This is a genomic window from Perlucidibaca aquatica, from assembly GCF_001676655.1.
Taxonomy (GTDB): Bacteria; Pseudomonadota; Gammaproteobacteria; order Pseudomonadales; family Moraxellaceae; genus Perlucidibaca; species Perlucidibaca aquatica.
Window position 1 is genome coordinate 416,551 of record NZ_LZDB01000002.1, and the last position, 24,236, is coordinate 440,786.

Consider the following 24,236-nt stretch of genomic DNA (forward strand, 5'->3'; position numbering starts at 1 on the left):
TACAACGAGTGGTGATCACACGATGAATCTGCACGAGTATCAGGGCAAGCAACTGTTTGCCGAATATGGCCTGCCAGTGTCCAAGGGCTTCGCTGCCTCGACGCCGGAAGAAGCCCGCGCCGCTGCCGAGCGCATTGGTGGCGATGTCTGGGTTGTCAAAGCCCAGGTCCACGCCGGTGGCCGTGGCAAGGCCGGTGGCGTCAAGCTGGTGAAGTCGCTGGATGACGTCGAGGCATTTGCCCGCGCCCAGCTCGGCACGCGTCTGGTGACCTACCAGACAGACGCCAAGGGCCAGCCGGTTTCCAAGATTCTCGTCGAGAACTGCACGGATATCGCTCGTGAGCTGTATCTCGGTGCCGTGGTCGATCGCGCGACGCGTCGCATCGTCTTCATGGCGTCGACCGAAGGCGGCGTGGACATCGAGAAGATTGCCCACGACACCCCGGAAAAGATCCTGACGGCTGCCATCGATCCGCTGGTCGGCCCGCAGGCCTACCAGGGTCGCGAACTGGCCTACCAGCTCGGCCTCAGTGCCGAACAGGTCAAGCAGTTCGTGAAGATCTTCATGGGCCTCGGCAAGATGTTCACCGACCTCGATCTGGCGCTGCTGGAAATCAACCCGCTGGTCATCACCAGCGAAGGCAATCTGCACTGCCTGGATGCCAAGATCGCCATCGACTCCAACGCCCTGTACCGTCACCCCAAGCTCAAGGCCATGTATGACCCGAGCCAGGAAGACGAGCGCGAGCGTCGTGCCGTTGAGTGGGAGCTGAACTATGTTGCGCTCGAAGGCAACATCGGCTGCATGGTTAACGGTGCTGGTCTGGCCATGGCCACGATGGACTTGATCAAGCTCAAGGGCGGCCAGCCTGCGAACTTCCTCGACGTCGGCGGTGGTGCCACCAAGGAACGCGTGACCGAAGCCTTCAAGATCATCCTCTCCGATGACTCCGTGGAAGCCGTGCTGGTCAACATCTTCGGCGGCATCGTTCGTTGCGACATGATTGCCGAAGGCATCATTGGCGCCGTGAAGGAAGTCGGCGTGAAAGTGCCGGTCGTGGTTCGTCTCGAAGGCAACAATGCCGAACTGGGTGCCGCCAAGCTGCGCGAATCCGGTCTCAACATCATTCCGGCCGCCTCGCTGAACGAAGCGGGCGAGCTCGTCGTCAAAGCTGTGGGAGCCTGAACATGAGTGTCCTGATCAATAAAAGCACGAAAGTGATCTGCCAGGGCATCACCGGCTCGCAGGGTACGCTGCACACCGAGCAGGCGATTGCCTACGGCACCAACATGGTCGGTGGCGTCACGCCGGGCAAGGGCGGCACCACGCACCTCGGCCTGCCGGTGTTCGACACCGTGCGTGAAGCCGTCGAGAAGACCGGCGCCAACGCCTCCGTGATCTATGTTCCGGCCTCGTTCGCCAAGGACTCGATCCTGGAAGCCGTGGATGCCGGCATCGAGCTGGTGGTTTGCATCACCGAAGGTGTGCCGACCATCGACATGCTGTTCGTCAAGGAATACATCCTGCGCAAGGGTGGCGTGCGTCTGATCGGGCCGAACTGCCCGGGCATCATCACGCCGGGCGAGTGCAAGATCGGCATCATGCCGGGTTCCATCCACCTGCCGGGCAAGGTCGGCATCGTGTCGCGTTCGGGCACGCTGACCTATGAAGCCGTGAAGCAGACCACCGACCTCGGCTTCGGCCAGTCGACCTGCATCGGCATCGGTGGCGACCCGATCCCGGGCATGACCTTCATCGACGCGCTGCGTCTGTTCCAGGACGACCCGCAGACCGAAGCCATCATCATGGTGGGCGAGATCGGTGGTTCGGCGGAAGAAGAGGCTGCCGAGTTCATCAAGGCGCATGTGACCAAGCCAGTGGCTTCCTACATCGCCGGTGTCACGGCTCCTGCTGGTAAGCGCATGGGCCACGCCGGTGCCATCATCTCCGGTGGCAAGGGCACGGCGGACGAGAAGTTCGCTGCGCTGCAGGCCGCTGGTGTGAAGACCGTGTCGAACCCGGCCATGCTGGGTGCCGCCATTGCTGAATTGACGGGTTGGAAGTAATTCCGGCTTGTAGTTTGGTGATGTGAAAAAGCCCGCTTGCTTTCATGCATAGCGGGCTTTTTTATGGAGGGCCGTTATGATTCGTTCAACTTTTAATCACGTAAGTGAGACCTGTATGCGCAGCGTGCTAGTGCTTTGGTTTTCGATAACCTGCTTGATCCTTACCGCGTGTGGTGAACCTACAGCGTCAGCGGGCGCCGCGCCGTTACCTAATGACACTCCGGCCAGCGCGAGCCAAGCGCCGTTATTGCCGCTAACTAATATCCTACCGCCGTTGAGTTCTCCGTCATCCGCACCTGATTACACTGAAGCCTGTGGTCTAGATGGATTGAAGTGTCTGCGCTGGGTTGAAGCTGAGCTGGCAGGCTGGGAACGATTTTTCGGCTGTGATCATCGCGCGGTGTTTCCAACGGTCTATCGCTTACTCACCCAAGAAACCCGTTGGCAAATGGAAAATGACCCCAGTGTCTTTCAAGATCCAGCTGGGCTGGGTCAGGAAGCTGTGGAGTTTTATCGTCTTTATGAGCAGATGATTCGAGCGCATTTAGCTGGCGAGGCTATTCCGCCGGCCTGGCAGTTAGTCATGGATGTGGCACAAGAAGGTGATTGGACGGGTGGCCATGACATGCTTATGGCGATTAACGCACATGTTCAGCGGGATATGCCTTTTGCAGTAGCAAAAACTGGCCTTACCTTGCCCAGTGGGGAGTCTCGTAAGGCTGATCACGATCACTTTAATTCCATTCTGAATCGTGCATATCCGCGCATTGTGCAAGCGGTGGGGCAGCGGTATGACCCCATAATGCTGAATGTTGCTGATCTGGGCGTGCCGGGGAATTTAGCCGCAATGCAACTCGTGGCCCTTTGGCGCGAAGGGGTGTGGCGTAATGCTGAGCGTCTGACGCAAAGTGATGATGCACTTACGCGCGAAAGCATTGAGCAACAGGCGCTGATCACCGGGACCGTGATGAAAGTAGGTGAGGTGCCTGGCCGTCGTGCCATGCGGAAAGCGTACTGTGAGGCTCAGAAGGCAAACTAACGCTGGGTATCGAAATGATGGCTGCACTGTCCGCTTGATCTTCTTCCGCGAGACGGCAACAGTAGCGCTACTTTTTTACCTCTGAGTTGTTATGAAATTTCCCTATTTATTGCTTGCATCTGTCTTGCTCTGCTCAGCTGCGTTGATGGTCATGACAGGCGTTGGTGTGTCGCGAGCCGAGCAGCAGCATGACCCCATTGGTCAATTCATCACGGTCAAGGGCGTGAAGCTGCACTATGTGATGGCAGGCGAAGTAATGGCAGGCGAGGGGCCAGCCATTGTTCTGGTCCATGGTGCCAGTTCGAATCTGCGTGAATTTAGCAGCAGTTTGCTACCAGAATTAGCCAAGACGCATCGCGTGATTGCCTTTGATCGGCCCGGCTACGGCTTTAGTGAGCGGCCATCCGAAGACGCAGGCTGGCTAAACCCCGTGCAAGTGGCGTCGTTATTGCTCGATGCCAGTGAGGCGTTAGGCGTACATAAGCCGCTCATACTAGGCCACTCTTGGGCGGGTTCGGTGGTGATGTCGGCCCTCGTTCACTTGCCCGAGCGCGTTTCGGGCGGCGTGTTATTAAGTGGCGTGGCCGGGCATTGGACAGGTCCTTTAGATTGGAAATACACCTTGGCGGAACAACGGCCTTGGCTGAACAAACTCTTTGCTCACACCTTGGTTCAGCCCATCGGTAAGCATTTTGTGCAAGAGGGACTGGCGGAAGTGTTCGCCCCCGATCCTGTACCGGAAGGGCAGGTGGAGCGCAGCGGTATTGCGCTGGCGCTGCGTCCTAAAACCTACCTATACAATGTTCGCGACATGAATGAGCTCAGCGTGTTCATGCAAACGCTAAGTCCGCACTACCACCACATAAAGTCACCCTTGCTGATCATTCACGGCGAGGCCGATACGCTGGTGCCGTTTTGGAATCATGGACGACGCTTGCTGCCGGTCATTCCGCAAGCACAAGTTTTGCTGTTACCAAAGACAGGGCATGCCCCGCATCACACAAAGACAGCGGAGGTCACAGCGGCAGTTTTGGCCTTTAGTCGTGGCGAGGTACGCCCCCCCTTGGCTCAGCCGTGGCCCATCTGGCCAGAATTGCCGGCGGTAGATCTCGGCCAACCATGACGCTGCACTGCCTTAACAGCATCCGTGACGTGCGGGCGGCGGATTGGGATGCCCTAGTCCCTATCGATCAGCCGTTTTTGTCGCATGCGTTTTTATTGGCTTTAGAGCTCAGCGAAAGCGTCGGCCCCGGCACGGGTTGGCAGCCTGCACATGCCGTGCTGCACAACGATGTCGGTCAATTGGTGGCAGCAATGCCCGGCTGGCAAAAGCTGCACTCTCGCGGCGAGTATGTGTTTGATCAGGGATGGGCAGAGGCGGCCTTTCGTGCGGGTCTAGGGTATTACCCGAAATGGTTGTCGGCCGTGCCCTTTAGTCCCATCACCGGCCCACGCTTACTCGGCGCAGCCAAGGCCGTGAATGATTTGCTGATGCAGTTGCCTAGTCATTCGGCCTGGGCAGGCTTTAGCGGCTTACACGTAAACTTTACGGACTCATCGAATGATGCCTGTTTTGCCAGTGATACGCGTTGGCTGCATCGGCGCGACTGTCAGTACCGTTGGCTCAATCGCGGCTATACAGACTTTGAGGCGTTTCTCGCGCAACTCACCGCAGATCGTCGTAAGAAAATTCGGCAAGAACGCAAGAAGTTGATCCCGCTGGGGCTGAAGTATGTCTGGCGTTATGGCGATGACTGCGACGCTGCTTTGCAACAGCGCATCTACGCCTGCTATGCCAATACCTATGCGGTGCGTGGGCAACAGCCCTATCTGACGCCTGCTTTTTTTGCCGAGATTTTTGTCACGATGGCGCGGGCAGTGCAGGTGCTTTGCGTAGAGCGAGAGGGTGAGTTAGTCGCGATGGCGCTGTATTTGGCCGGAGACAAAACGCTGTATGGGCGCTATTGGGGTGCGTTAGACGAGATCCCTCTATTGCACTTTGAAGCCTGTCTTTATCAAGGTATTGAGCGCGCCATTGCCCAAGGGTTTGATGTTTTCGATGCCGGTGCGCAAGGAGAGCACAAGCTCATTCGCGGTTTTGAGCCCGTGCTGACCAGTTCCTGGCATTTGCTCCGACACGGCGGCCTACATGCGGCTATTGCCGATTTTCTACAGCGTGAACGCGGCGAGGTCCTGCGCTATCAGCAGGCAGCGCAAACGGCCTGCCCACTGAAAACCAGCACTTAACGACCGTTGTTGCAGCTCGGTAATGAGCTGCTGGCGCGCTTGAACCAGATAGGCGCGGAAACGGCAACAATCTTGCCGGTGGCTTGATCACGGATTCGCACAAATGCCCAATGTTGGCGGGCGTCGTTGTTCAGCGTAAAGCGGCTCGTCGTTCCCGATGCCGAGGCTACTGGCGCGTAGCCAGCTTGGTTATTGCGCACCGAACTGATCACATCAATCACGGTATTTTGCGCTTGCAGCGGCGTGCTTTTACCCGCGCGCTGGTTAACGCTGACCTGAAATTGAAGCTCATTGTTAGGCAGCGACAAGCGTGAGCCCATGGGGTAACTCACGCCATTGTGCGTGGCCGTAAAATTTAACAGAAGATGGTTATAGTTCTGTGCCACAGCATAGGTGCGTCGCGCCAACAGGGCCTCGCGCAAGTCTTGTTGGCTCTGAGTGCGCGCAATGATCACGGTCTTTGGCAGGTTGCTATTGCCCCAGCCGGTTTCGTGATGATCTTCCGAGCCTGTGGGCGCGAGATACCAGCCCTTGTCTAAGGCATAGCCAAACCAGCTTTGTAGCTTGCCATCGGTATCGTATTCGTCGCCTTTACCAAACACTTCAATACCCACCACACGATAGTCGGCACTCGGAACATAATTGAAGTCATTAAACGCATAGGCAGGGTCACCGGGAGCGGTGAGTAGGTCTTGAATGGGGTTGCTCGGGAGAGGGCTTTGATTGGCAAAGCCTGCAATGCCGAGCGGAGCGAGAGCATCTTTTAATTCGGTGAGTGGGCCATGAATAGCGTCCTCGCGACCGGGGTGATTGAACACCATAAGTCCATCACCCCCGCCGCCGCGACTCGCGGGGGTTACAAACCAAGCCCAGAAGCCTTCCATCGTCACCACATAGCCCGGTCCGGTTTTCGGGTTCACATAGTTCTGTGACATCAGCACATTGGCATGACCAAAACGGTCAGACGTCCATTCGAAACCACGAATGGCGGTGAAGCTAGGTGTTGTGGCCTGGAGGGCTTGTGCCTGAGTAGCTTCCCATTTTGTGAGGTTACTCGCGGGATTTTCCGGGTCCGAAAGTACGCAGGCGAGTGGGTTGGTGGCGCAAAACTCCGGGTCCTTAGCGATGACAACTGGTACGGGGAGCCCCATGTTATCGGAGTGATCGGTGGAGATGGCGAACGACCAGCCTTTGGCCTTGCCCCGTGCAAAGACATCAGCAGGTTTAGAGAGCTGGAAACCATCGGAATATGCCGTGTGCTCATGCAGCATGCCCGTAAAGTGAGGCCAATCGGTACGACCCACAGGATTACAAGCGCCAGCCGAATCGGATCCTGTGGAGACACCTAATGCAGGCGCGACGGGGTTAGCAGTCAGTAGTTGCTTCAAGCCGCTGAAACAGCCTACTTGTGTTGGTGCGGCTAGGCAATCCGTTAGGCTGGGCTCGCCGTAGTTGTCTTGAGCGGCAACCGGCACGCTGAGGTTTTCCGAGGTGCTGGCTAAGCCATCCGAAACGGTGACTTGAAAGCTCAGCGTGCTGGCATTGGCGGGTGCAGTAAAGCTAGCGTTTGCGCTATTGGCATCGGCAAGAAACACGGCCTCACCGCTGGTTTGTTTCCACATAAAAGTTAAGCCGTTGTTATCGGCATCCTGAGCACGCACTCTCAGTGCTACAGGCTCTTGGGGACGAGCAGGGTTAGGGTTGGCTTGAGCTTGCTCAATCACCGGAGCGGTATTGGCGGTGGAAGCGCTCTTGGTGATTCGTGTTTGCGCACGATCTTCGGCGCCGTCGTTATCGGTCACAGTCAGCTCAAAGGCATACACTTTCTCTGCCGCAGAGGGTGCATTCAAAACCGTTGTGACTTTGCAAGAACTTCCCACGAAAGTGGCAGGCGAAGTGGCCAAAGAGGTCCACACATAACGACTTATTTCGCCGTCTGGGTCAGCCGATTTACAGCCATCCAAGATGACACTGGTTGTTTCATGGCTAACGCGTTGATCGGCACCCGCGTTAGCAATAGGTAAGCGATTTGGCAGCACGTTGCGCACTAGCACCGTGGTTTTGTCTTCGCTGCTTTGACCTAGGTTATCTTCAACGCGGAAAATAAAGGTAAGCACGGTGTCTTGCTCGACCTGCGGTGCATTAAATTCGATGCTGGCTTGTCCGGTATCCGTGGGTAGGCTGGCTTTAATGCTATCGGTGCTTAGTTGCGACCAAGAAACTCGACGAACGGATTGCTGGCTACCGGCTCTGGCTTGTCCTTGCAGCGTCACGGGCTCCGCTTCTTTCGCGGTTTGGCTATTGCCGGCAATGGCCACGGGGCGCTCGGCATCCGTGCGAGGATTGCTGCTGGAGTTGCCCGATGAGGATGTGGTTTCACCGCAGGCAATAAGGGCTGTAGCAATAAACGATAGGCTTAAAAGACGAAAGGCATTCATTGGACATGCTCGTAGAAATTATTTATAGCCTTAGTCGTGAAAAATGACGAGGGCATTTTTTTGATTAAAAATACAGCATCAATGGGGTTGGCAGCAAACGTACTTGCATCAATTTGACGTTAGGCGAGGGAGTGCTATGGGCTGATTTGACAAGGCCAGTTCATGTCTGAATATGCCTAACTGCTCTGTTGATGAATAATTACCTATGCCACTGAGTGCAGTCTGAAGAGCATATTAAGCTGTAATTGTTACTGGTTTATTGCTGAGGACAGCGTGACTAAAAGGTAAAAAAATGCCCCGAAAAAACGGGGCATTTTATGAAGCAAAAGCGTGATCAGTGGTGATGACCACCGGCGCCATGCACATGGCCGTGATCTAACTCTTCCTGCGATGCGGCGCGAACTTCTTTCACGGTCACATCAAAGTGCAGTGTTTGGCCTGCTAATGGGTGATTGCCGTCAACAGTCACGGTGTCGCCTTCAACAGCGGTTACGGTGATAACTTGCATGCCACCGCCGGTCTGGGCGTGGAACTGCATGCCAACTTCAATTTGCTCAACACCTTGGAACAAGTTGCTGGGCACATTTTCAACCAGCGACGGGTTCACTTCGCCATAGCCTTCAGCGGGTGCGATGCTGACCTTCAGGCTGTCGCCAACGGCTTTGCCGAGCAGGGCTTTTTCCAGGCCTGGAATGATGTTCTGGTGACCATGCAGGTAAGCCAGCGGTTCGCCGCCGTTGGAGCTGTCGATGACTTCACCGGCATCGTTGGTCAGGGTGTAGTCGATCAGGGCGACGCTGTCTTGAGCGATTTGCATGTTAAAAACCTTTCAATAAGAAACGGCTGAAGTGCCGAGTGGCGCATATTATCCGATTCGGCGCATTTCAGAAATAACGTAGCCAACTCAGGCTGAGTCGATCCCGACGAGCATCTCGCTCACTCTGCTGCCACTGCAAGCGCAGAGCATTATCCCGATTGATTCCCCATTGCAGGCCAAGCTCAGTCTCACGACTGGCGCGCCCGGCTCCTGCCAGATAGCGACTATCCACTTGCCATTGCAGTGCGAGTGCTGGCCATTGACCAAAGCAGCCCAGCCTTGGCCCCACACGGCTATCTAAGCCATGGCCAGCTTCGTAGCGGTTGACCCACGCCAGCTGGCCATGACAGTAATTGGTTGAGTTCAGTGCTGTGGTTAGGCCGGCGCTGGCATTAAAGCTTGTTTGTGTGTGCCAACGTGGGCTGTCGCCTTCACTGAGCACAGGCTCTGCGCCTAAAAAAGCGGTCCAGCTCAATGGGGTGGCTAAAGCATCTACAGGCGTGAAGGTATCAACAGCAAGTAAGGTAAAGCGCTCTAACCCTAACCGCTGCTTTCCGGTGGGCGTGACATCCAGTCGTAGGGTAGTCTCCAACACACTGACGCGCGAACCGGGGCGATAGCCGGCGGGGTCGTCCAAGACATCGTGATAAGCCGGTCGGTAGTGCAGCAAGACGCTTTCACCCTGGGATGACTGCTGAAAGCCCACGCCGGTTCGGGCCGTCCGATGGCTTTGCTCGGGGCGTGTATTGGGTGTGGACGGCTGCGGGCGTTGCTCGGCAATTGGCACGCGATTTCTCGCCATCAGCAGTTGTCGAAACCAGGGGCCATAGTCGCTGCGCTGATCGCGATTGAAGCGGCGGTATTGCTCATCGTGTGCGAGCTCTAGGGCTTGCGCCTGCTCAATAGGAGCAAGCGTTTGCAAGGGAGCCAGCGTTCGTGTGCTAAGCATTTCCACCACGGCATGGTTTACCGCTTGTGAGTTGCGTGTCACCTGGGTTTGCAGGCGCGTGTTGGCAGAGGCACGCCAGCTCACCTGTTTCACCAGACCCGCGCTGACAATCTCACGCACGGTATCGGTCGGGATGACGGCACCTTTAAAACGAGCCTGTAGGTTGAGGCTAGGTCGGGTTGCGTCGAGCAGGCCTAGAAGTTCGTACGAGCAGTTTTCGCGCAGAAAGTAGTACGCTGTTTTTTGTTGGCGCCAATCCCAGTACACCCTAGCCATGTGCTTTGCTTCAGCGGGCGTTAAATTGAGCTCGTACTGCCACAAATCCCGGCTTTCTAAGTCGTTATATTCGCGAACTTTGTCGTAGTAGGGCAGCAGCGAGAAGCTGCCGGGGAAGCGTCCGGTCATGCCCGCTAGGGCATAGCTCAGGCCGCCCACGCCACCGCTGTTGGCGGAAAAATTGATGGCATAGGCTAATAAATCATTTTGCTGATTTTCGCTGTCGATGCGTAGCAAGGTGTGACCAAACAACGAGGACGGGTTCCCGGCGAAGTCACTGGCATAGACCAGCGTCACGCGCTCGGGCTTTAAGTCGCGTAGCCAGCTTTCAAATTCAGGGCAGGAGACGGAAGGCCACTGTTCCGCCAAGTCGGGTCGCTGTTCGCGTAACCAGTGTGCGCGGGCCGGGTACAAACATAGGGCGTGTTGGTTACCCAGAGGCGCTTGGCTGGCGAATGCCACTAGCGTGGTATCAAGCATGACGCGTGGCTGCTCTGCTTCCGTTCGAAGCAAGCGTAGCCAGTAGGGATCTTCAGCCAGTTGCTCCAAGCTAGGCGCGGCTGATAACAGACCCGCACCCAAAAGGCTTGCCAAGAAAAAGCCCTGCCTAAGCAGGGCTTTTGCTAACCGCAACGCGCTTAGGCCTTAACGACGTAAGCAGCGAGGGTGGCGTCTTGTGCGAGCACGCTGTTCATTGCGCTCAAGACTTGGCCGGCCGTGGTTTTGTCATCCGCAAAAATGGTGCTGAAGTTGTCACGAGTGGCTTGGAAGAACGCCGGCTTGTCTTGGCTAGGTACGCCCATCAAGTCAGCTAAGGTGTTCAACGTTTCGCCCTGGCCTACAGACATTTCGCTGGCGAGCTTGTCGATGTTGGAGCCGGTAAACATGGTGATGCGAACGGAAGAGCTCACCACGCCATTGTTATTACAGCCAAACACACCGGCAGTAATGGAAACGCTTTGGAAGAAAAAGCCATTGGTAAACGAAGCTAATGCTTTCGGTAATAAACCGGAGTTACCGGCCCAGATCGACGAGCCTACGCCGCAACCGGCGTCTGGATCGGCATAAGACATGCTGCTCGCACTAGCAAGAATGGCAACGGCAAGGAACTTTTTCATGGTGAAGTCTCTTCTAAGTTCGGGGAATTTGAGTGTAGTCATTTCTCTGCGTCTGCATAGCTGCCATTTGTCTAAAAGTGAGCAGATAAACAGCCCTTGAATTCTCAGTGATAGACCGCATTAACAAGCCATGGCAGTGCTTTGGGCATTGCAGCGTTGTATTGCGTCTTTTTTCAGGAGCTAATTCATGACCTCATCCGAACAAACCACGTCCACGGCATCGCAAAAGGAAACACGCGGCTTCCAGACCGAAGTGTCTAAGCTGCTGCACCTGATGATTCATTCGTTGTACTCCAACCCGGAGATTTTTCTGCGCGAACTGGTGTCGAATGCGTCCGATGCCGCCGACAAACTGCGCTTCGAGGCGCTAAGTAATGGCAGCTTGCTGGCGGAAGATCCTGAGCTGGGTATCTGGCTGGACGTGAACGCTGACGCTAAAACCATCACGTTGCGTGATAACGGTATTGGCATGAGCCGTGAAGAGGTGTTGCAGAATTTAGGCACCATCGCGCGTTCGGGCACGGCAGAGTTCATGAAGAACCTCAGTGGTGATGAGAAAAAAGACAGCCAAATGATTGGCCAATTTGGCGTGGGCTTTTATTCGTCCTTCGTGGTGGCGGATCGCGTCGTGGTGGAGACGCGTCGTGCAGGAGCATCGGCGGATGAAGGCGTGCGTTGGGAATCCGAGGGGACGGGTGAGTTTAGTATTGAAACCATCCACCATGAACAGCGTGGCACCACCATTACCTTGCATCTGCGCGAAGCCTCGCAAGAGTTTGCGGATGGCTGGCGTTTACGCAGCATCATCAATAAGTATGCCGAGCACATTGCGCTGCCGGTGTACCTGCGCAAGCCCGCTGAGAAAGAAGGCGAGGTTGGCGAATTCGAGCGCGTGAATCAGGCGCAGGCACTGTGGACACGCCCGCGCAGCGAGCTGAAAGACGACGAATACCAGACCTTCTACAAGCACATCGCTCACGATTATGAAGATGCCCTGAGCTGGAGCCACAACAAGGTCGAGGGCAAGCTCGAATACACCTCGCTGCTCTATGTGCCGGGTCGTGCGCCGTTCGATCTGTATCAGCGCGATGGCGCCCGCGGCCTCAAGCTCTATGTGCAGCGCGTGTTCATTCGCGACGATGCCGAGCAGTTCATGCCGCTGTACCTGCGCTTCATCAAGGGCGTGGTCGACTCCAACGACCTGCCGCTGAATGTCTCCCGCGAGCTGCTGCAATCGTCCGACATCATCGACAGCATGAAGTCGGCACTGACCAAGCGTTCGCTGGACATGCTCGCCAAGCTCGCTGAAGACCCAGAAAAATACGCCAAGTTCTACGCCATCTTCGGTCAGGTGCTGAAGGAAGGTCTGGCCGAAGATCACGCTAACAAAGATAAAATTGCCAAGCTGCTGCGCTTTGCCTCTAGCACCACCGGCGAAGGCACGCCCAGTGTGGCGCTGGCGGACTATCTCGGCCGCATAAAGGAAGGTCAGGACACGATCTATTACCTCACCGCCGACAACTACACCACGGCCAGTCAGAGCCCGCATCTGGAGCTGTTCCGCAAGAAGGGCGTGGAAGTGCTGCTGTTCATCGATCGCATCGATGAGTGGATGATGAGTTATCTCATGGAGTTCGAGGGTAAGAAGTTCCAGCACATTGGTAAGGGTCAAGTTGATTTAAGCCAGCTCGCTGGCGATAGCGCAGAGCCTGAAGTCAGCGCCGAGCAAACTCAGCAAGCCGAAGCCGTGGTTCAGCGCTTGCAGAAAGCGCTGAAGGATCGTGTGAAAGAGGTGCGTACCACCAACCGTCTTAGCGAGTCGCCGACTTGCTTGGTTTTGGATGCCTTCGATCCCGGTTTCCAAATGCGTCAGCTCATGGAAGCCGCTGGTCAGAAACTGCCAGACGTGAAGCCCATTCTGGAAATCAACCCGGCGCATCGCTTGGTCGAGCGCTTAGCGGAGGAGCAAGATGAGGCGCGTTTCAGCGACCTCGCACTGGTCTTGCTGGATCAAGCGGCGTTGGCCGAAGGCGCACAGTTGGATGATCCTGCCGCGTATGTGCGACGCGTACAGCGCCTTCTGCAAGGCGTCTAAGGCAAAACAGTCGGGTCTATTGCCAAATCGTCCGACAGAATTCCTTGGCGGGGCAGGGCCGGTCGGTATAATCCGGCCATCTTGCCCCGATTCATGGGGGCGTTCTGTCAGGATGTTTTCATGACTCAAGTTCGTGTAGCGGTGCTCGGTGGCGGCAGTTTCGGCACCGTCATCGCTAATCTCTCGGCCAGCAATGGCAACCCCACCACCTTGTGGCTGCGTGACCCTCAACAACTCGCCGATATGCGCGAGAGCCACGAAAATACGCGCTATTTACCCGGCTTCCAACTCTGCCCAGAACTCCAGTTTAGCGATGACTTATTGGCGACTGTGGCGCAGGCCGATCTGATTTTTGTTTCCATTCCGAGCAAGGCATTCCGCTCGGTATTGCAGGCCGCCAAAGCATCTTTGCGGCCCGAGCAAATGCTGGTTAGCACTACCAAAGGCATCGAGAAAGGCAGCTTTGCCTTGATGAGCGAAATCCTTCGTGAAGAAACTGGGCTGTCACGAATTGGGGTGATTAGCGGCCCGAATTTGGCCAAAGAAATCATGTCGAAACAAATCGCCGGCACGGTGGTGGCCAGCCATGACGAAGTGCTGCGCGACACGGTGCATGGCGTGTTGTCATGCCCGTATTTCCGTGTGTTCTCCAATACCGATGTCTATGGCGTGGAGCTCAGTGGCGCGCTGAAAAATATCTACGCTGTGGCCTCTGGCATTGCGGCGGCCCACAAGCTGGGTGAAAACAGTCGAGCCATGTTGCTGACGCGCTCTCTCGCTGAGATGAGCCGCTTTGCCGTGCATTTGGGCGCGAATCCATTGACCTTCTTAGGGCTTGCGGGAGTCGGCGACCTCATCGCGACCTGCTCCTCGTCGCTGAGCCGTAATTACCAGGTCGGCTTCGCCATTGGTCAGGGTCAGACGCTGCAGGAAATTGTGGAAGAGCTGGAGCAAACGGCCGAGGGCATTAACACCATCGAGATGGTGAAACATCGCGCCGATGCCTTGGGTATTCGTATGCCCCTCGTCAGCGGGCTTTACGAAATTATTTTCAATGGCCGCAGCCTCTATGACGTGGTGCTGGCCATGATGTTGGCCAGCCAAAGTAGCGATGTTGAATTTGTGCTGCCAAAGCCGGGCGAGGAATAAGCATGCGTTTGTATCTCATACGCCATGCAGAAGCCGCCGCTCATGAGGAGGATGCTGCCCGCGAGCTGACCGAGCTCGGCTGGGCACAGGCGCAGCTTGTGGCGGACTGGCTGTGCAAGCAAGTCTCTGGTCCGGTTCAGCTCTTGGCGAGTCCCTTGTTGCGCGCTCAGCAAACGGCCTCGGTGATGCAGCAAGCGTTTGGTCTATTGCAGTTTGAAACGCACGAAGAGCTCGCACCGGATGGCGACATTCTGCGTGCTGAGCAAGTGCTGTCTCTGGCGCTGCGTGCAGGTGTGGATGAGCTCATTGTGGTGAGCCATATGCCATTGATTGCTTCACTCAGCCAATGGCTCAGTGAAGGTGTGCTGAGTACCGGCGAGCCGTTTGCATTGGCGGAGGTTCGCGTACTGGAAGCACAGGTTATTGCGCCCGGTATTGCCACGGTGGTCGCGCAGTTTGTGCCACCGGAAAGCAACAATGCACTGCAAGATTTGCGCGCGATGCTTGCGCGCTTCGGCGATAACTGAGCGAGCTTAGGGATTCGTTGAGGGTAGGTTGCTGGTCACAAACTGACGCAGGCTAATGCCAGCAATACTGCAGATATTGGCTTGGATGCCGCGCTTCTCGAACTCGCGCTTTAGTTCGTTGATCAAGATGCGTTCTACCTCACCTTCAACATCCTTAACGAGCTTGCCAAACAGAGCCGACAACGAGCCTCGATGCTCCCGCACGAGTTCGTCTAGGTTGGTAATTTCAATGGTAATCATGCGGGGCTCCTGAGCGAGCAGGCATCTTACCCTAGCCCTCATGGCGCTTGTAAAGTGCCTTCAAGGAGTGTGTACGAGATGATTTTATTGCAGATGCTGGGGACAGCTATTTTGTCGAGCATTTTGACCCTGGCTATCGTGCGCTGGTGGTTGAGACGCAGCGGCGCACCGCTGTGGGAACACCACTTAGATGCCCTGCATGAGTCCATTGCACGCACGGTCGATGTGCGTGTGAAGCGCGCCATCATAGAGAGCTTGTCGGAAAGCGCGCAGCAAGAGGCGTTGCGCGATTCAAGTGGGAAGGCCAACCGCAGTGGCACGGATCTGATTAGTGAAAGCCTGCAAGCCTTGCTGAGCCGAAAGAAACGAGACTAGTTCACTCGGCTGCCATGGAGCTTAGTAGCGAGAGCGTCGCCAAAAGCGAGTACACACCAGCGTGGCGGCAAAGACCGCCCAGCTAATATGCAGGCTCGTGAGGCCTTCGAGTTTGCTGCTGATGGTGTCGCCAGGAGTAAAAACGAGGCAGGTACTGAGTACTAGCATGAGCATTAAGGCCACATCCCAGCGGCGTTGATGATGTAAGTCACGCACACTGTCGCGCAGGGTTTGCGCTTGCTCATCCACGTCGGCACGCAGCAATTTCAGCTGAAGTTGAGCATCCCGCATGAGGTTGGGCATGGGCATGAGGTCGGTCAGCCAACTGGGGTCGTGGCGGCGAAGCCGTGCCAACATATCGTTGAGATTGAGGTGCTCACCCAACCAGCGTTGCGCCGATGTGCGGAAATTAAATTCGCGCAGTAAATCCTTTAGCCAGACGACTTGAGCCTCATCGCCCCAGACATGAATCTTGCGGTCGTTATCGAGGCCTTGGCCACCGAGCAGGGCGCCGACAATCGCGATGGCTGAGCCGCCCACGCGAACCTTGGCCATGCCCGGGCTTTGGCTGGAAAGCTCAATGCCGTGGTCGGTGAATAGCACATAGAAAACGCCATAAGGGTCTGCGCTTTTGACGCGCACAATCAATCCTTCACGCGAGCGACATTGCGCCTGTGTATCAGCGTCTAAGTCTATAAAGGCATTGATCAGGCTTTCCAATCCGCCCAGCATTAATTCTTGAATGAGGGCCGGCTTGCGAGCGTGTTCTTTTTCTTCGGTGTGATGTGAGCTCATGGGCCTGACTTTTATCGGGTTCGGCGAATCCGCGCAAGTGTATACTCGCCGGCATATTTTAGCTGCGCTGTTGATGGCGCTGATTTTTCAGATCGGTAAGGACGGCAATGAGCGATTGGTGGCTTGAACTCAGCACGCGTGCAGACCTCTGGCTGCTCGTCAGCATGCCTTTTGTTGCTGCTTTTGTTGGTTGGCTGACGAACTGGCTGGCCATCAAAATGACCTTTGCGCCCATCGAGTTTGTTGGCATTAAGCGTTGGCACTTGGGCTGGCAGGGCATCATTCCCTCGAAGGCCGGCAAAATGGCCGGCATTGTGGTGGATAACTCCCTTGCCAAATTAGCCACGCTGTCTGAGCTATTTCGCGAGTTAGAGCCCGAGAAAATTGCGGCGCATATCAGCCAAAACGTGGGCTTGCGTCTGGAAGAATACATCGACGAGATCATGACGGAGCGCAATGCCGTGCTCTGGGAAAACTTGCCCATCATGGTGCGCAATCGTGTCTATGCCCGAGCTCGTCGCCAGCTGCCTGAGATCCTCGATAACATAGTCGATGACATGGCCGAGAACATTGAGCAGCTCATCGATTTGAAGGCCATGGTCGTGCGCCTCATGCAGGAAGATAAATCCCTCGTGGTGCGGGTGTTTCAGCAGGTAGGTCGGGTTGAACTCAAGTTTGTGGTGAACTCCGGGGCCGGCTTTGGTTTTCTTTTTGGACTTATCCAAGTGCTGGTGTATCTCGCTTTTCCGGAGAGTTGGGTCTTGCCGGTCTTTGGCTTTGCCGTGGGCTATCTGACCAACTGGTTGGCCTTGAATGTCATTTTTCGACCCGTTGAGCCGCTCAAGTTAGGTCCATTTTGTTTGCACGGTTTATTTATGCGTCGCAAATTAGCCGTAGCCGACACCTTTGCCGAGTTTTGCACGCGCGACATTATTAACCTGAGTAACCTCATGACAGAAGTTATGACCGGCGGCCAGGCGCATCGCAGTAAGGCCATGATTAAGCGGCATTTACGCCCTTTGCTCGAGTCGGGTGTGGTGCGCACCGCGATTCAAATCAGCATGGGCGCCGAGGGCTATGCCAACTTAAAGTCCCGGGTCGCTGATAAGGCACTGGAGATGTCGTTGGAGTCTGTGAGTGATATGCACTTCAGTCGTGAGCGATCGGGCGTGATACAGCGCATCCTCAGCCAACGCATGGCCGCCATGACCGATACGGAATTTCAACAATTACTCCGCCCCGCTTTTAAGGAAGATGAGTGGATTTTGATTATGCTAGGAGCCGCACTTGGGGCTATCGCTGGCTTTGTGCAATTATTGCTGATGGGTTTTTACTAAGCCTTTTCGGATTTGAAGAGTGAGGATGTAGCGTGGATATGAATGACAGCAAAGCCGCTCGTGGCCGTTTGAAAATTGCCCCGAGTAAAGACTTGCGTAAATACACGCAACAAATTTGGCTCGCAGGTCTGGGGGCGTTTTCACGCGCAGAAGAAGAGGGCGGGAAACTGTTCGATAACTTGGTCAAAATCGGCGAAGAGTTAGAGCATAAAACCAAGGAAATCACCGACTCCACGGCGCATGACTTAAAGGAAAAAGTTATCGAGAAGGCGTCGGATACCCGCGAGAAAGTTGAGCGGGCGATCGATGAGCGTCTCACGGGCACGCTAACGCGCTTGGGCATTCCCTCGCAAAAAGATATTGAAGTCTTAACGGACCGCATGGACCAACTCACGCGTGTCATTGAGCAACTAGCCAAGCAATTGGAAAAGTCGCGTTAAGCTGGCTGGCGAGTATTGACAGTGCTGGGGGCGATGCCTAGAATGCGCCCCCACAGATAAGCGGGAATAGCTCAGTTGGTAGAGCACGACCTTGCCAAGGTCGGGGTCGCGAGTTCGAGTCTCGTTTCCCGCTCCAAATACGAAAAACCCCCGGTGCCGAAAGGCCCGGGGGTTTTTTATGGCCGACGCTTGAGTTTTTTTGTTTTTCCCGAGATAGGCAGCTACCATACGCGGCTAACGAAACACACGACAGCTGGTGGAGAGCCGCATGATCCTTGGTAGCCTGGTGGCCTTAGTCACACCCATGAACTCTGATGGCAGTGTGGATTGGGCGGCACTTAAGCAGTTGGTTGAGTGGCATGTTGCCGAAGGCACGCATGGCATCGTCGCCGTGGGTACCACGGGCGAATCGGCTACCTTAGATGTGGATGAGCATCTGGAAGTCGTGCGTGTGGTCATTGAAGTGGCTGCAGGTCGCTTAGCGGTTATTGCCGGTACCGGTGCAAACTCCACACGCGAAGCAATTGAGCTCACACAAGCGGCCGCGAACTTAGGCGCAGACGCCGTCTTGCTCGTCACGCCGTATTACAACAAGCCCACGCAAGAGGGTTTGTACCAGCACTACAAAGCCATCGCAGAGGCCGTGCAAATCCCCCAAATTCTCTACAACGTGCCAGGTCGAACCGGCGTCGATATGCTGAACGCAACGGTGGCGAGATTGGCGGGCACGCCCAATATTGTCGGCATTAAAGATGCCACTGGCGACCTCGTGCGAGGCCAAGAGCTCATTGGCTTAGTAGGCGATCGTATGGCGGTGTATTCGGGTGATGATGCCACTGCCATTGAGCTGATCCTTCTGGGTGGCAAAGGCAATATTTCGGTCACCGCCAATGTGGCCCCGGGTGTGATGGCCAATGCCTGCGAAGCGGCGTTAGCGGGGCACGCTGAGCGAGCTCGCGAGCTAACCGAATCGGTAGCCCAGCTGCATCAAATTTTGTTTATTGAGTCGAACCCGATCCCGGTTAAGTGGGCATTAGCAGAAATGGGCCGTATGGGGCTCGGCATTCGCCTGCCTTTAACGGTACTCTCCGCAGATGCCCAGCCGCGCGTTCGTGCGGCGTTGTCTGCATCTGGAGTGCTTTAATGCGTCAATTCGTCCTTGTTGCCCTTGCGGTCACGCTGCTGCCCGCGTGCTCAGGTTACTTTCGTGATCGCAGCTTAGATTACGGTCAGGCTAAGCCTTCGCCCGCGTTGGTCATGCCTGCGGGCGTGGAAACCCGTCCGATCAAGCCGCTCTACCCCATTCCAGCGGTTGCCGAAACAGCATCCGCCTCGGGCAAAAACTTTGTTGTGCCTTTTCCTCCGGCCATGAAACCCGTTCAAGAAGTATCTCTGCCACCGCTGCCGAATAGCCCTGGGCGCACGCCTGTTAAATTGGGAACGGATGGTAATGGCGTTCCTGAGCTGCGTGTCGTTGGTCCTCGTGAGCGTGTTTGGGACGAGCTTGGCCGTGCCTTGAATAACGCGGGTGTGAGCCTGAAAGACCGTAACCAAGAGTTAGGTTTGGTGGATATCAGCATTGCTGGTCAGGACTACCAATTACGCATGGTGCGTGCCACCGAAGCCTTTGTGCTGAGCTTGCAACGCAACGATGAAACCTTGGCTCCAGTAGCCGTATCGCGAAATTTATTGACCACCTTGCAGGCGCGTTGGCCCTGAGGTTTGGAGAGTTTTGATGGAAAAGCGTGACCTGCTCTACACGGGCAAAGCCAAGTCTGTATTTGCTACCGATGATGCCGATCATGTGGTGATTGTTTATCGCAACGATACTTCTGCGTTCGATGGCAAGCGTATTGAACAACTGGATCGCAAAGGTGCGGTTAACAACCAATTCAATGCGTTCATCATGGACAAATTGTCTGCTGCGGGCATTGCCACGCATCAGGTCAAGCTGTTGTCGCCGACCGAATCGCTGGTCAAGCGCTTGCACATGATTCCGGTCGAGTGTGTGGTGCGTAACTACGCCGCAGGCTCACTGGTGCGTCGACTTGGCGTTGAAGAGGGTTTGGCGCTGAACCCGCCCACCTTCGAACTGTTCCTCAAGAATGATGCCTTGGGCGATCCCATGATCAATGAAGCGCATGCCGTGTCATTTGGCTGGGCGACCTTAGAGCAACTCACGGAAATGAAGCGTTTGTCGCTGCAAATCAACGACATTCTGAAGGCTTTGTTCCTCGCCGGCGACATGCTGTTGGTCGATTTCAAGCTAGAGTTTGGCGTGTTTAAGGGTCAGATTGTTTTAGGCGACGAATTTTCCCCTGACGGTTGCCGTTTGTGGGATAAAGAAACACGCAAGAAGCTCGACAAAGATCGATTCCGCCAAGGCCTCGGCGACGTGGTGGAAGCTTACGAAGAAGTGGCGCATCGTTTGGGTGTGACCATCGCCTAACAATCCAGGGGTGAGCGACATGCAAACGCAGAAGCTGTTACGCGGTGTAGTTATTTTGGCCTTAGCGAGCAGCCTCAGTGGCTGCTTGTTAACGAAATTAGTCACTATGCCCATGCGTGTTGTCGGCGCGTCGGCATCCCTCGTTGGGGCCTTTGTCTCTGTGGTGCCCGTGGTGGGCGACTCCGTTGATGAAGCCTTGGAAAGTGTTGATAGCGGTATTGATACCGCTGCCGATAGCATCGATAAAATTCCGCTGTAAGTAAGGCACTTGCTGAGCGCTAAGCGGCGACTGTTTTTTCGCCGCTCAGTGTTTGAATGTGTTGAGTTAGCGGAAGGCTTCCGGTATCTTTCGCATCCTTCGGAGAAGTGGCAGAGTGGTTGAATGCACCAGACTCGAAATCTGGCATACGGTCATACCGTATCGAGGGTTCAAATCCCTCCTTCTCCTCCAAATCACGCCCACGCAAGCGGGCAGTACCCCTAGATAACCCCCGCGAAGCCCAGTAATATCAAGGCTTCCGGGGGTTTTCTGTTTGCACGGTTGCCCTCACTTCACCACCGATAACCACGGTTCACCACAGCTAGTCTGTAGGTATCGCTGTAGGTACAAATCGGGAGAGGGCGGCACGATGCCTACAAATGCGCTGACAGATGCGCGCTGCAAGGGAGCCAAGGCCAGCGACAAGCCCTACAAGCTGTTCGATGGCGGTGGTTTGCACCTCTATGTTTCCACGACCGGCTCGCGTACTTGGCGGCTGGCGTATCGTCTGGCTGGCAAGCCGCAGACCATGAGTCTTGGCTCGTATCCTGAAATTACACTGGCTGCCGCGCGCGTGAAGCGTGAGGAAGTGAAACGGGCGCTGATTGAAGGCCATGACCCCATGGCTCCTCGGCGAGTCAATCGCCAAGGCATGACGCTGGCCGAAGCGACCGATACTTACTGGCAAGGCCGCAAGGATGTGTCTGCGACTTATCGCACCAATGCCCTGCGCGGCATTGAGCTGCATCTGGTGCGTTTGATGCCGAAGCCGATTGGCAGCATCACGCGTGATGACTTGCTGGGCGAATTGCTGCTCATGGATGCCGCCGGCCTGCATGTGTATGTGCGCAAGGTACGCATGTGGGTGGGGCAGGTGTTCGAGTGGGCGGTTGAAAACGGCATCGCCAACATCAACCCGGCGGCGCTGATCCGCCCGGAGAAAGCATTCGGCCGTGCCAAGGTCACCAGCTTTGCCGCCTTGGCCTTGCGAGAAGTGCCGGAGTTTCTGGAGCGCCTGGCGATGGAGGGCGACTTGCAAAGCGTGCTGGCGTGTCGCTTGCTGGCGCTGACTTGGGTGCGTACCAATGAGCTACGCATGATGGAGTGGTCGGAAGTCGACGAAGCCGCCAAGGTTTGGCTGATTCCGGCCGGCAAGATGAAGCGGGATCGCGATCATTTGGTGCCGTTGTCGAGCCAGTCGCTGGCCGTGCTCAAGCAGCTGCGGGCGCGGAGCCGGCCGGAAGCCCGTTATGTGTTCTCGGCTCCGCATCGCATGGATAGACCCATGTCTGAGAATGCGGTGCTGACCTTGATTGCGCGAATGGGTTACCGAGGGCGCATGACCGGCCATGGTTGGCGATCAGTGGCCAGCACCTGGGCCAACGAAAACGGTTACTCGCCAGATGCCATCGAGCGCCAGTTGGCGCATGTGCCTGACAACAAGATTCGTGCGGTCTACAACCGTGCCGAGTACCTGCCGGATCGCAAGAAGCTGTTGCAGGACTGGGCTGACTGGCTGGACAGCTGCGGCCTCACGCCAGCTTGATGCCGGCGCGCTCCAGTGTGGAGCGCTTCCAGCCCACGGTTTTGCGGGTTAAGGCGACATCCGGCATGGGCAGTTTGCTGGCCAGCAGCCAGCGACGGATGGTCTCGCTGCTCACATGAAGCAGTGCCTGCAGTTCGGGGCGGAAGATCACGCGGTCTTCAGTGGGGATATTCATGGCAATTCGACTCATGGAGGGGAATTGCCTGCCATGGTGGCCTTGCGGGTGAAACTGCCCAACCTGTTGCAGCGTAGCGCAGCGCGCTCTAGCGGCAAGGTCGTCAGCCGTAGTGAGCTAGCAAGTTGACCGGTCAAATGCCCGGCGATTTTGCCGGCGCTGAACATGGGATTTTCGCCAGAACATTCTTTTGATTTCAGCCTTGTTCACATGCCTGCAGAGGCCTTCTATTAATTCCGATCGTACTGTGATGTGACTGACGCCATCTCACTCAAACCTAAGCCTAACGGGATGGGGTACTATCCAGATAGTTGTTAGGTAAACGATGATGTTGATGAGTCAAGCATTTGGAAGAAAATAAAAAAATAGGGTTAAGTCGCGTGGCTAAAACGCAAAATGTGCTGCTTAGTTGGATAGGTGGAAATGATCTCATGGCAGTGTCAGGAGGTAACGCTGGGCCTGTGCTTGCGACGCTTAGATCCGGGTCTTTCTGTCAGGTCGAATTACTGTCCTCTTACCCGGCTGAGAAGGTTGAGCCCTATCTGTCCTGGCTGCGTGAGCAGGTAAGTGCGGAAATCAATATCAGCTATGAACCGCTGACATCGCCGGTGCATTTCGGCGATATCTATCAAGCTGCCAATGCCCATCTGGGGAGGATGCAGTCTCCTGAGACTAAGCTGTCCATTTTGCTTAGCCCCGGCACACCAGCCATGCAGGCTGTTTGGATTTTGCTTGGCAAGACTCGTTATCAAGTCACTTTCTATCAGTCCTCGTTAGAGCAGGGGGTTCAGAAGGTTGATGTGCCATTCGAGATCGCCGCAGAATATGTTCCGGTAGCTAACAGCATTACTGCTGATAGGCTACTTCAGCTTGCTGATGACCAGGCTCCAGTCAATGCGGCTTTTGATAGCATCATTACACAGAGTGAACGGATGCTCAGGCTCAAAGCGCAAGCGCAGATTCTTGCTCAAAAGCAGGTGCCTGTTCTGATTTATGGTGAAACAGGTACTGGGAAAGAGCTATTCGCCAGAGCGATTCACAATGCCAGTCTTCGCTCATCTGGACCATTCGTTGCGGTCAACTGCGGTGCTATCCCCCCAGAGCTGATTGACTCCACATTGTTTGGTCATCGCAAAGGAGCCTTCACAGGTGCTGTTGAGAGTCGTGCCGGAGTTTTCCAACAGGCTGATGGCGGAACTCTGTTCTTGGACGAGTTTGGAGAGTTGACTCCTGATACTCAGGTCCGTCTGTTACGAGTGCTGCAGGAGGGGGTGGTAACCCCTGTCGGAGGTAGTCAAGAGGTCCGCGTGGATTTTCGACTGATCTTGGCGACACACCGCAATCTGATGCAAGCGGTGGTAGATGGTGACTTCCGGGAGGACCTTTTCTATCGCGTTGCCATCGGTGTCCTGCATCTGCCGCCGCTTCGTGAACGAGAGGGTGATCTGTTGCTATTGGCCGATGCGCTGTTGAACGGAATTGCAGATAGGGACGAGCTGCTCAAAGGTAAGAAAATTTCCGCAAATGCAAAAAATCTTATCCTCTGTAACGCTTGGCGAGGCAATGTGCGTGAGTTGCAATCGACATTGCTGCGCGCTGCGCTTTGGTGTCGTAGTGATGTGATTGATGCTGATGATATAGAGCAAGCGCTGTTCCAATTGCCCCGAAATCAGGACGATCCAATGTCTCTTGATGTTTCTCAAGGAATTGATTTGCAAGAAGTAATATCATTTGTTGCTAGACATTATCTGCGACTAGCTCTGAAACTGACCGATAAAAATAAAACCCGTGCGGCCAGCCTGCTGGGGCTCAAAAGTCAGCAGACACTGACTAATTGGATGGAAAAGTACGGCATCGAATAAGAATTGGCACGGTCCTCGCTATAGGGCCCTCATGGA

General features: G+C 55.5%; 25 protein-coding genes and 2 tRNA genes. 20 read left to right on the forward strand and 7 right to left on the reverse strand.

Annotated elements, in window-relative coordinates; translation table 11 throughout:
• Positions 1-22: 22 nt before the first annotated feature.
• From sucC to A8710_RS05585, 5 genes are all read left to right on the forward strand, one after another.
• Positions 23-1,186: an ADP-forming succinate--CoA ligase subunit beta gene (gene sucC, locus A8710_RS05565; protein ID WP_068858533.1), complete on the forward strand. Its 1,164-nt coding sequence runs from the start codon at positions 23-25 to the stop codon at positions 1,184-1,186.
• A gap of 2 nt (positions 1,187-1,188) precedes the next feature.
• Complete coding sequence (sucD, locus tag A8710_RS05570) at positions 1,189-2,067, forward strand: succinate--CoA ligase subunit alpha (RefSeq protein ID WP_068858535.1); 879 nt, start codon at positions 1,189-1,191, stop codon at positions 2,065-2,067.
• A gap of 76 nt (positions 2,068-2,143) precedes the next feature.
• Positions 2,144-3,106, forward strand: a complete 963-nt coding sequence (locus A8710_RS05575; protein WP_198341624.1) for a DUF5995 family protein — start codon at positions 2,144-2,146, stop codon at positions 3,104-3,106.
• A gap of 91 nt (positions 3,107-3,197) precedes the next feature.
• A complete protein-coding gene (locus tag A8710_RS05580) occupies positions 3,198-4,229 on the forward strand; it encodes an alpha/beta fold hydrolase (protein WP_068858539.1) in 1,032 nt (343 codons plus the stop codon).
• Positions 4,226-5,353 (forward strand): GNAT family N-acetyltransferase, encoded by a 1,128-nt coding sequence (locus A8710_RS05585; protein ID WP_068858541.1) that lies wholly within the window; start codon positions 4,226-4,228, stop codon positions 5,351-5,353. Before A8710_RS05580 ends, A8710_RS05585 begins: the two co-directional genes overlap by 4 nt.
• Here the strand turns inward: A8710_RS05585 and A8710_RS05590 are convergent.
• From A8710_RS05590 to A8710_RS05605, 4 genes are all read right to left on the reverse strand, one after another.
• Positions 5,350-7,791 carry a PKD domain-containing protein gene (locus A8710_RS05590; RefSeq protein WP_068858543.1) on the reverse strand — a complete coding sequence of 814 codons (2,442 nt, stop codon included), beginning with the start codon at positions 7,789-7,791 and terminating at the stop codon, positions 5,350-5,352. The two genes, A8710_RS05585 and A8710_RS05590, sit on opposite strands and share 4 nt — an antisense overlap.
• A gap of 334 nt (positions 7,792-8,125) precedes the next feature.
• Positions 8,126-8,608, reverse strand: coding sequence for an FKBP-type peptidyl-prolyl cis-trans isomerase (locus A8710_RS05595; RefSeq protein ID WP_068858545.1), 483 nt, complete (start codon positions 8,606-8,608; stop codon positions 8,126-8,128).
• 67 nt (positions 8,609-8,675) lie between these two features.
• Positions 8,676-10,427 carry an Lnb N-terminal periplasmic domain-containing protein gene (locus tag A8710_RS05600; RefSeq protein ID WP_068858547.1) on the reverse strand — a complete coding sequence of 584 codons (1,752 nt, stop codon included), beginning with the start codon at positions 10,425-10,427 and terminating at the stop codon, positions 8,676-8,678.
• Between the two features lie 44 nt (positions 10,428-10,471).
• A complete protein-coding gene (locus A8710_RS05605) occupies positions 10,472-10,951 on the reverse strand; it encodes a DUF3015 family protein (RefSeq protein WP_068858549.1) in 480 nt (159 codons plus the stop codon).
• Positions 10,952-11,138: 187 nt separating this feature from the next.
• On the opposite strand from A8710_RS05605, the gene htpG reads away from it, so the two are divergent.
• From htpG to sixA, 3 genes are all read left to right on the forward strand, one after another.
• Positions 11,139-13,046: a molecular chaperone HtpG gene (gene htpG / locus A8710_RS05610; protein ID WP_068858551.1), complete on the forward strand. Its 1,908-nt coding sequence runs from the start codon at positions 11,139-11,141 to the stop codon at positions 13,044-13,046.
• A gap of 120 nt (positions 13,047-13,166) precedes the next feature.
• A complete protein-coding gene (locus tag A8710_RS05615) occupies positions 13,167-14,195 on the forward strand; it encodes an NAD(P)H-dependent glycerol-3-phosphate dehydrogenase (protein ID WP_068858553.1) in 1,029 nt (342 codons plus the stop codon).
• 2 nt (positions 14,196-14,197) lie between these two features.
• The gene (sixA, locus tag A8710_RS05620) at positions 14,198-14,722 is read left to right on the forward strand and encodes a phosphohistidine phosphatase SixA (RefSeq protein WP_068858555.1); all 525 of its coding nucleotides are present in this window, start codon (positions 14,198-14,200) and stop codon (positions 14,720-14,722) included.
• A gap of 6 nt (positions 14,723-14,728) precedes the next feature.
• Here the strand turns inward: sixA and A8710_RS05625 are convergent, their stop codons facing one another.
• Entirely contained in the window at positions 14,729-14,962 is a 234-nt protein-coding gene (locus tag A8710_RS05625; protein ID WP_068858556.1) for a hypothetical protein, read from the reverse strand.
• Between the two features lie 78 nt (positions 14,963-15,040).
• Between A8710_RS05625 and A8710_RS05630 the strand changes: the two genes are divergently transcribed.
• A complete protein-coding gene (locus A8710_RS05630; RefSeq protein ID WP_068858557.1) occupies positions 15,041-15,337 on the forward strand; it encodes a hypothetical protein in 297 nt (98 codons plus the stop codon).
• 21 nt (positions 15,338-15,358) lie between these two features.
• On the opposite strand, the gene A8710_RS05635 is transcribed toward A8710_RS05630, so the two are convergent.
• Positions 15,359-16,132: a hypothetical protein gene (locus tag A8710_RS05635; protein WP_068858558.1), complete on the reverse strand. Its 774-nt coding sequence runs from the start codon at positions 16,130-16,132 to the stop codon at positions 15,359-15,361.
• On the opposite strand from A8710_RS05635, the gene A8710_RS12465 reads away from it, so the two are divergent.
• From A8710_RS12465 to A8710_RS05680, 10 genes are all read left to right on the forward strand, one after another.
• Complete coding sequence (locus tag A8710_RS12465) at positions 16,131-16,259, forward strand: hypothetical protein (protein ID WP_264753526.1); 129 nt, start codon at positions 16,131-16,133, stop codon at positions 16,257-16,259. The genes A8710_RS05635 and A8710_RS12465 overlap by 2 nt on opposite strands.
• Complete coding sequence (locus tag A8710_RS05640) at positions 16,240-17,469, forward strand: DUF445 domain-containing protein (RefSeq protein ID WP_068858559.1); 1,230 nt, start codon at positions 16,240-16,242, stop codon at positions 17,467-17,469. The genes A8710_RS12465 and A8710_RS05640 overlap by 20 nt, the downstream gene beginning before the upstream one ends.
• A gap of 38 nt (positions 17,470-17,507) precedes the next feature.
• Positions 17,508-17,909, forward strand: a complete 402-nt coding sequence (locus A8710_RS05645; RefSeq protein ID WP_068858560.1) for a phasin family protein — start codon at positions 17,508-17,510, stop codon at positions 17,907-17,909.
• A 60-nt stretch (positions 17,910-17,969) separates the two neighbouring features.
• Positions 17,970-18,045: transfer RNA gene (locus A8710_RS05650), tRNA-Gly, on the forward strand.
• A gap of 132 nt (positions 18,046-18,177) precedes the next feature.
• A complete protein-coding gene (gene dapA / locus A8710_RS05655; RefSeq protein ID WP_068858561.1) occupies positions 18,178-19,053 on the forward strand; it encodes a 4-hydroxy-tetrahydrodipicolinate synthase in 876 nt (291 codons plus the stop codon).
• Positions 19,053-19,628, forward strand: coding sequence for an outer membrane protein assembly factor BamC (gene bamC, locus A8710_RS05660; RefSeq protein WP_068858563.1), 576 nt, complete (start codon positions 19,053-19,055; stop codon positions 19,626-19,628). The genes dapA and bamC overlap by 1 nt, the downstream gene beginning before the upstream one ends.
• A gap of 16 nt (positions 19,629-19,644) precedes the next feature.
• Complete coding sequence (gene purC / locus A8710_RS05665) at positions 19,645-20,358, forward strand: phosphoribosylaminoimidazolesuccinocarboxamide synthase (RefSeq protein WP_068858565.1); 714 nt, start codon at positions 19,645-19,647, stop codon at positions 20,356-20,358.
• Positions 20,359-20,377: 19 nt separating this feature from the next.
• Positions 20,378-20,617, forward strand: coding sequence for a DUF6726 family protein (locus A8710_RS05670; RefSeq protein WP_068858566.1), 240 nt, complete (start codon positions 20,378-20,380; stop codon positions 20,615-20,617).
• Positions 20,618-20,718: 101 nt separating this feature from the next.
• Positions 20,719-20,809 (forward strand) — tRNA-Ser (locus tag A8710_RS05675).
• Between the two features lie 178 nt (positions 20,810-20,987).
• The gene (locus A8710_RS05680; protein ID WP_068858567.1) at positions 20,988-22,163 is read left to right on the forward strand and encodes a tyrosine-type recombinase/integrase; all 1,176 of its coding nucleotides are present in this window, start codon (positions 20,988-20,990) and stop codon (positions 22,161-22,163) included.
• Here the strand turns inward: A8710_RS05680 and A8710_RS05685 are convergent.
• On the reverse strand, positions 22,150-22,338 hold the full coding sequence (locus tag A8710_RS05685) for a helix-turn-helix transcriptional regulator (RefSeq protein ID WP_068858568.1): 189 nt from the start codon (positions 22,336-22,338) through the stop codon (positions 22,150-22,152). The genes A8710_RS05680 and A8710_RS05685 overlap by 14 nt on opposite strands.
• Before the next feature lie 347 nt (positions 22,339-22,685).
• On the opposite strand from A8710_RS05685, the gene A8710_RS05690 reads away from it, so the two are divergent.
• Positions 22,686-24,200, forward strand: coding sequence for a sigma-54 interaction domain-containing protein (locus A8710_RS05690; protein ID WP_227512994.1), 1,515 nt, complete (start codon positions 22,686-22,688; stop codon positions 24,198-24,200).
• Positions 24,201-24,236: the final 36 nt, after the last annotated feature.

Bases quoted from the DNA above. Each gene is read 5' to 3' on its own strand.
- sucC (WP_068858533.1), top strand. From the start codon at position 23: ATGAATCTGCACGAGTATCAGGGCAAGCAACTGTTTGCCGAATATGGC.
- sucD (WP_068858535.1), top strand. From the start codon at position 1,189: ATGAGTGTCCTGATCAATAAAAGCACGAAAGTGATCTGCCAGGGCATC.
- A8710_RS05575 (WP_198341624.1), top strand. From the start codon at position 2,144: ATGATTCGTTCAACTTTTAATCACGTAAGTGAGACCTGTATGCGCAGC.
- A8710_RS05580 (WP_068858539.1), top strand. From the start codon at position 3,198: ATGAAATTTCCCTATTTATTGCTTGCATCTGTCTTGCTCTGCTCAGCT.
- A8710_RS05585 (WP_068858541.1), top strand. From the start codon at position 4,226: ATGACGCTGCACTGCCTTAACAGCATCCGTGACGTGCGGGCGGCGGAT.
- A8710_RS05590 (WP_068858543.1), bottom strand. From the start codon at position 7,791: ATGAATGCCTTTCGTCTTTTAAGCCTATCGTTTATTGCTACAGCCCTT.
- A8710_RS05595 (WP_068858545.1), bottom strand. From the start codon at position 8,608: ATGCAAATCGCTCAAGACAGCGTCGCCCTGATCGACTACACCCTGACC.
- A8710_RS05605 (WP_068858549.1), bottom strand. From the start codon at position 10,951: ATGAAAAAGTTCCTTGCCGTTGCCATTCTTGCTAGTGCGAGCAGCATG.
- htpG (WP_068858551.1), top strand. From the start codon at position 11,139: ATGACCTCATCCGAACAAACCACGTCCACGGCATCGCAAAAGGAAACA.
- A8710_RS05615 (WP_068858553.1), top strand. From the start codon at position 13,167: ATGACTCAAGTTCGTGTAGCGGTGCTCGGTGGCGGCAGTTTCGGCACC.
- sixA (WP_068858555.1), top strand. From the start codon at position 14,198: ATGCGTTTGTATCTCATACGCCATGCAGAAGCCGCCGCTCATGAGGAG.
- A8710_RS05625 (WP_068858556.1), bottom strand. From the start codon at position 14,962: ATGATTACCATTGAAATTACCAACCTAGACGAACTCGTGCGGGAGCAT.
- A8710_RS05630 (WP_068858557.1), top strand. From the start codon at position 15,041: ATGATTTTATTGCAGATGCTGGGGACAGCTATTTTGTCGAGCATTTTG.
- A8710_RS12465 (WP_264753526.1), top strand. From the start codon at position 16,131: ATGGGCCTGACTTTTATCGGGTTCGGCGAATCCGCGCAAGTGTATACT.
- A8710_RS05635 (WP_068858558.1), bottom strand. From the start codon at position 16,132: ATGAGCTCACATCACACCGAAGAAAAAGAACACGCTCGCAAGCCGGCC.
- A8710_RS05640 (WP_068858559.1), top strand. From the start codon at position 16,240: ATGAGCGATTGGTGGCTTGAACTCAGCACGCGTGCAGACCTCTGGCTG.
- A8710_RS05645 (WP_068858560.1), top strand. From the start codon at position 17,508: ATGAATGACAGCAAAGCCGCTCGTGGCCGTTTGAAAATTGCCCCGAGT.
- dapA (WP_068858561.1), top strand. From the start codon at position 18,178: ATGATCCTTGGTAGCCTGGTGGCCTTAGTCACACCCATGAACTCTGAT.
- bamC (WP_068858563.1), top strand. From the start codon at position 19,053: ATGCGTCAATTCGTCCTTGTTGCCCTTGCGGTCACGCTGCTGCCCGCG.
- purC (WP_068858565.1), top strand. From the start codon at position 19,645: ATGGAAAAGCGTGACCTGCTCTACACGGGCAAAGCCAAGTCTGTATTT.
- A8710_RS05670 (WP_068858566.1), top strand. From the start codon at position 20,378: ATGCAAACGCAGAAGCTGTTACGCGGTGTAGTTATTTTGGCCTTAGCG.
- A8710_RS05680 (WP_068858567.1), top strand. From the start codon at position 20,988: ATGCCTACAAATGCGCTGACAGATGCGCGCTGCAAGGGAGCCAAGGCC.
- A8710_RS05685 (WP_068858568.1), bottom strand. From the start codon at position 22,338: ATGAATATCCCCACTGAAGACCGCGTGATCTTCCGCCCCGAACTGCAG.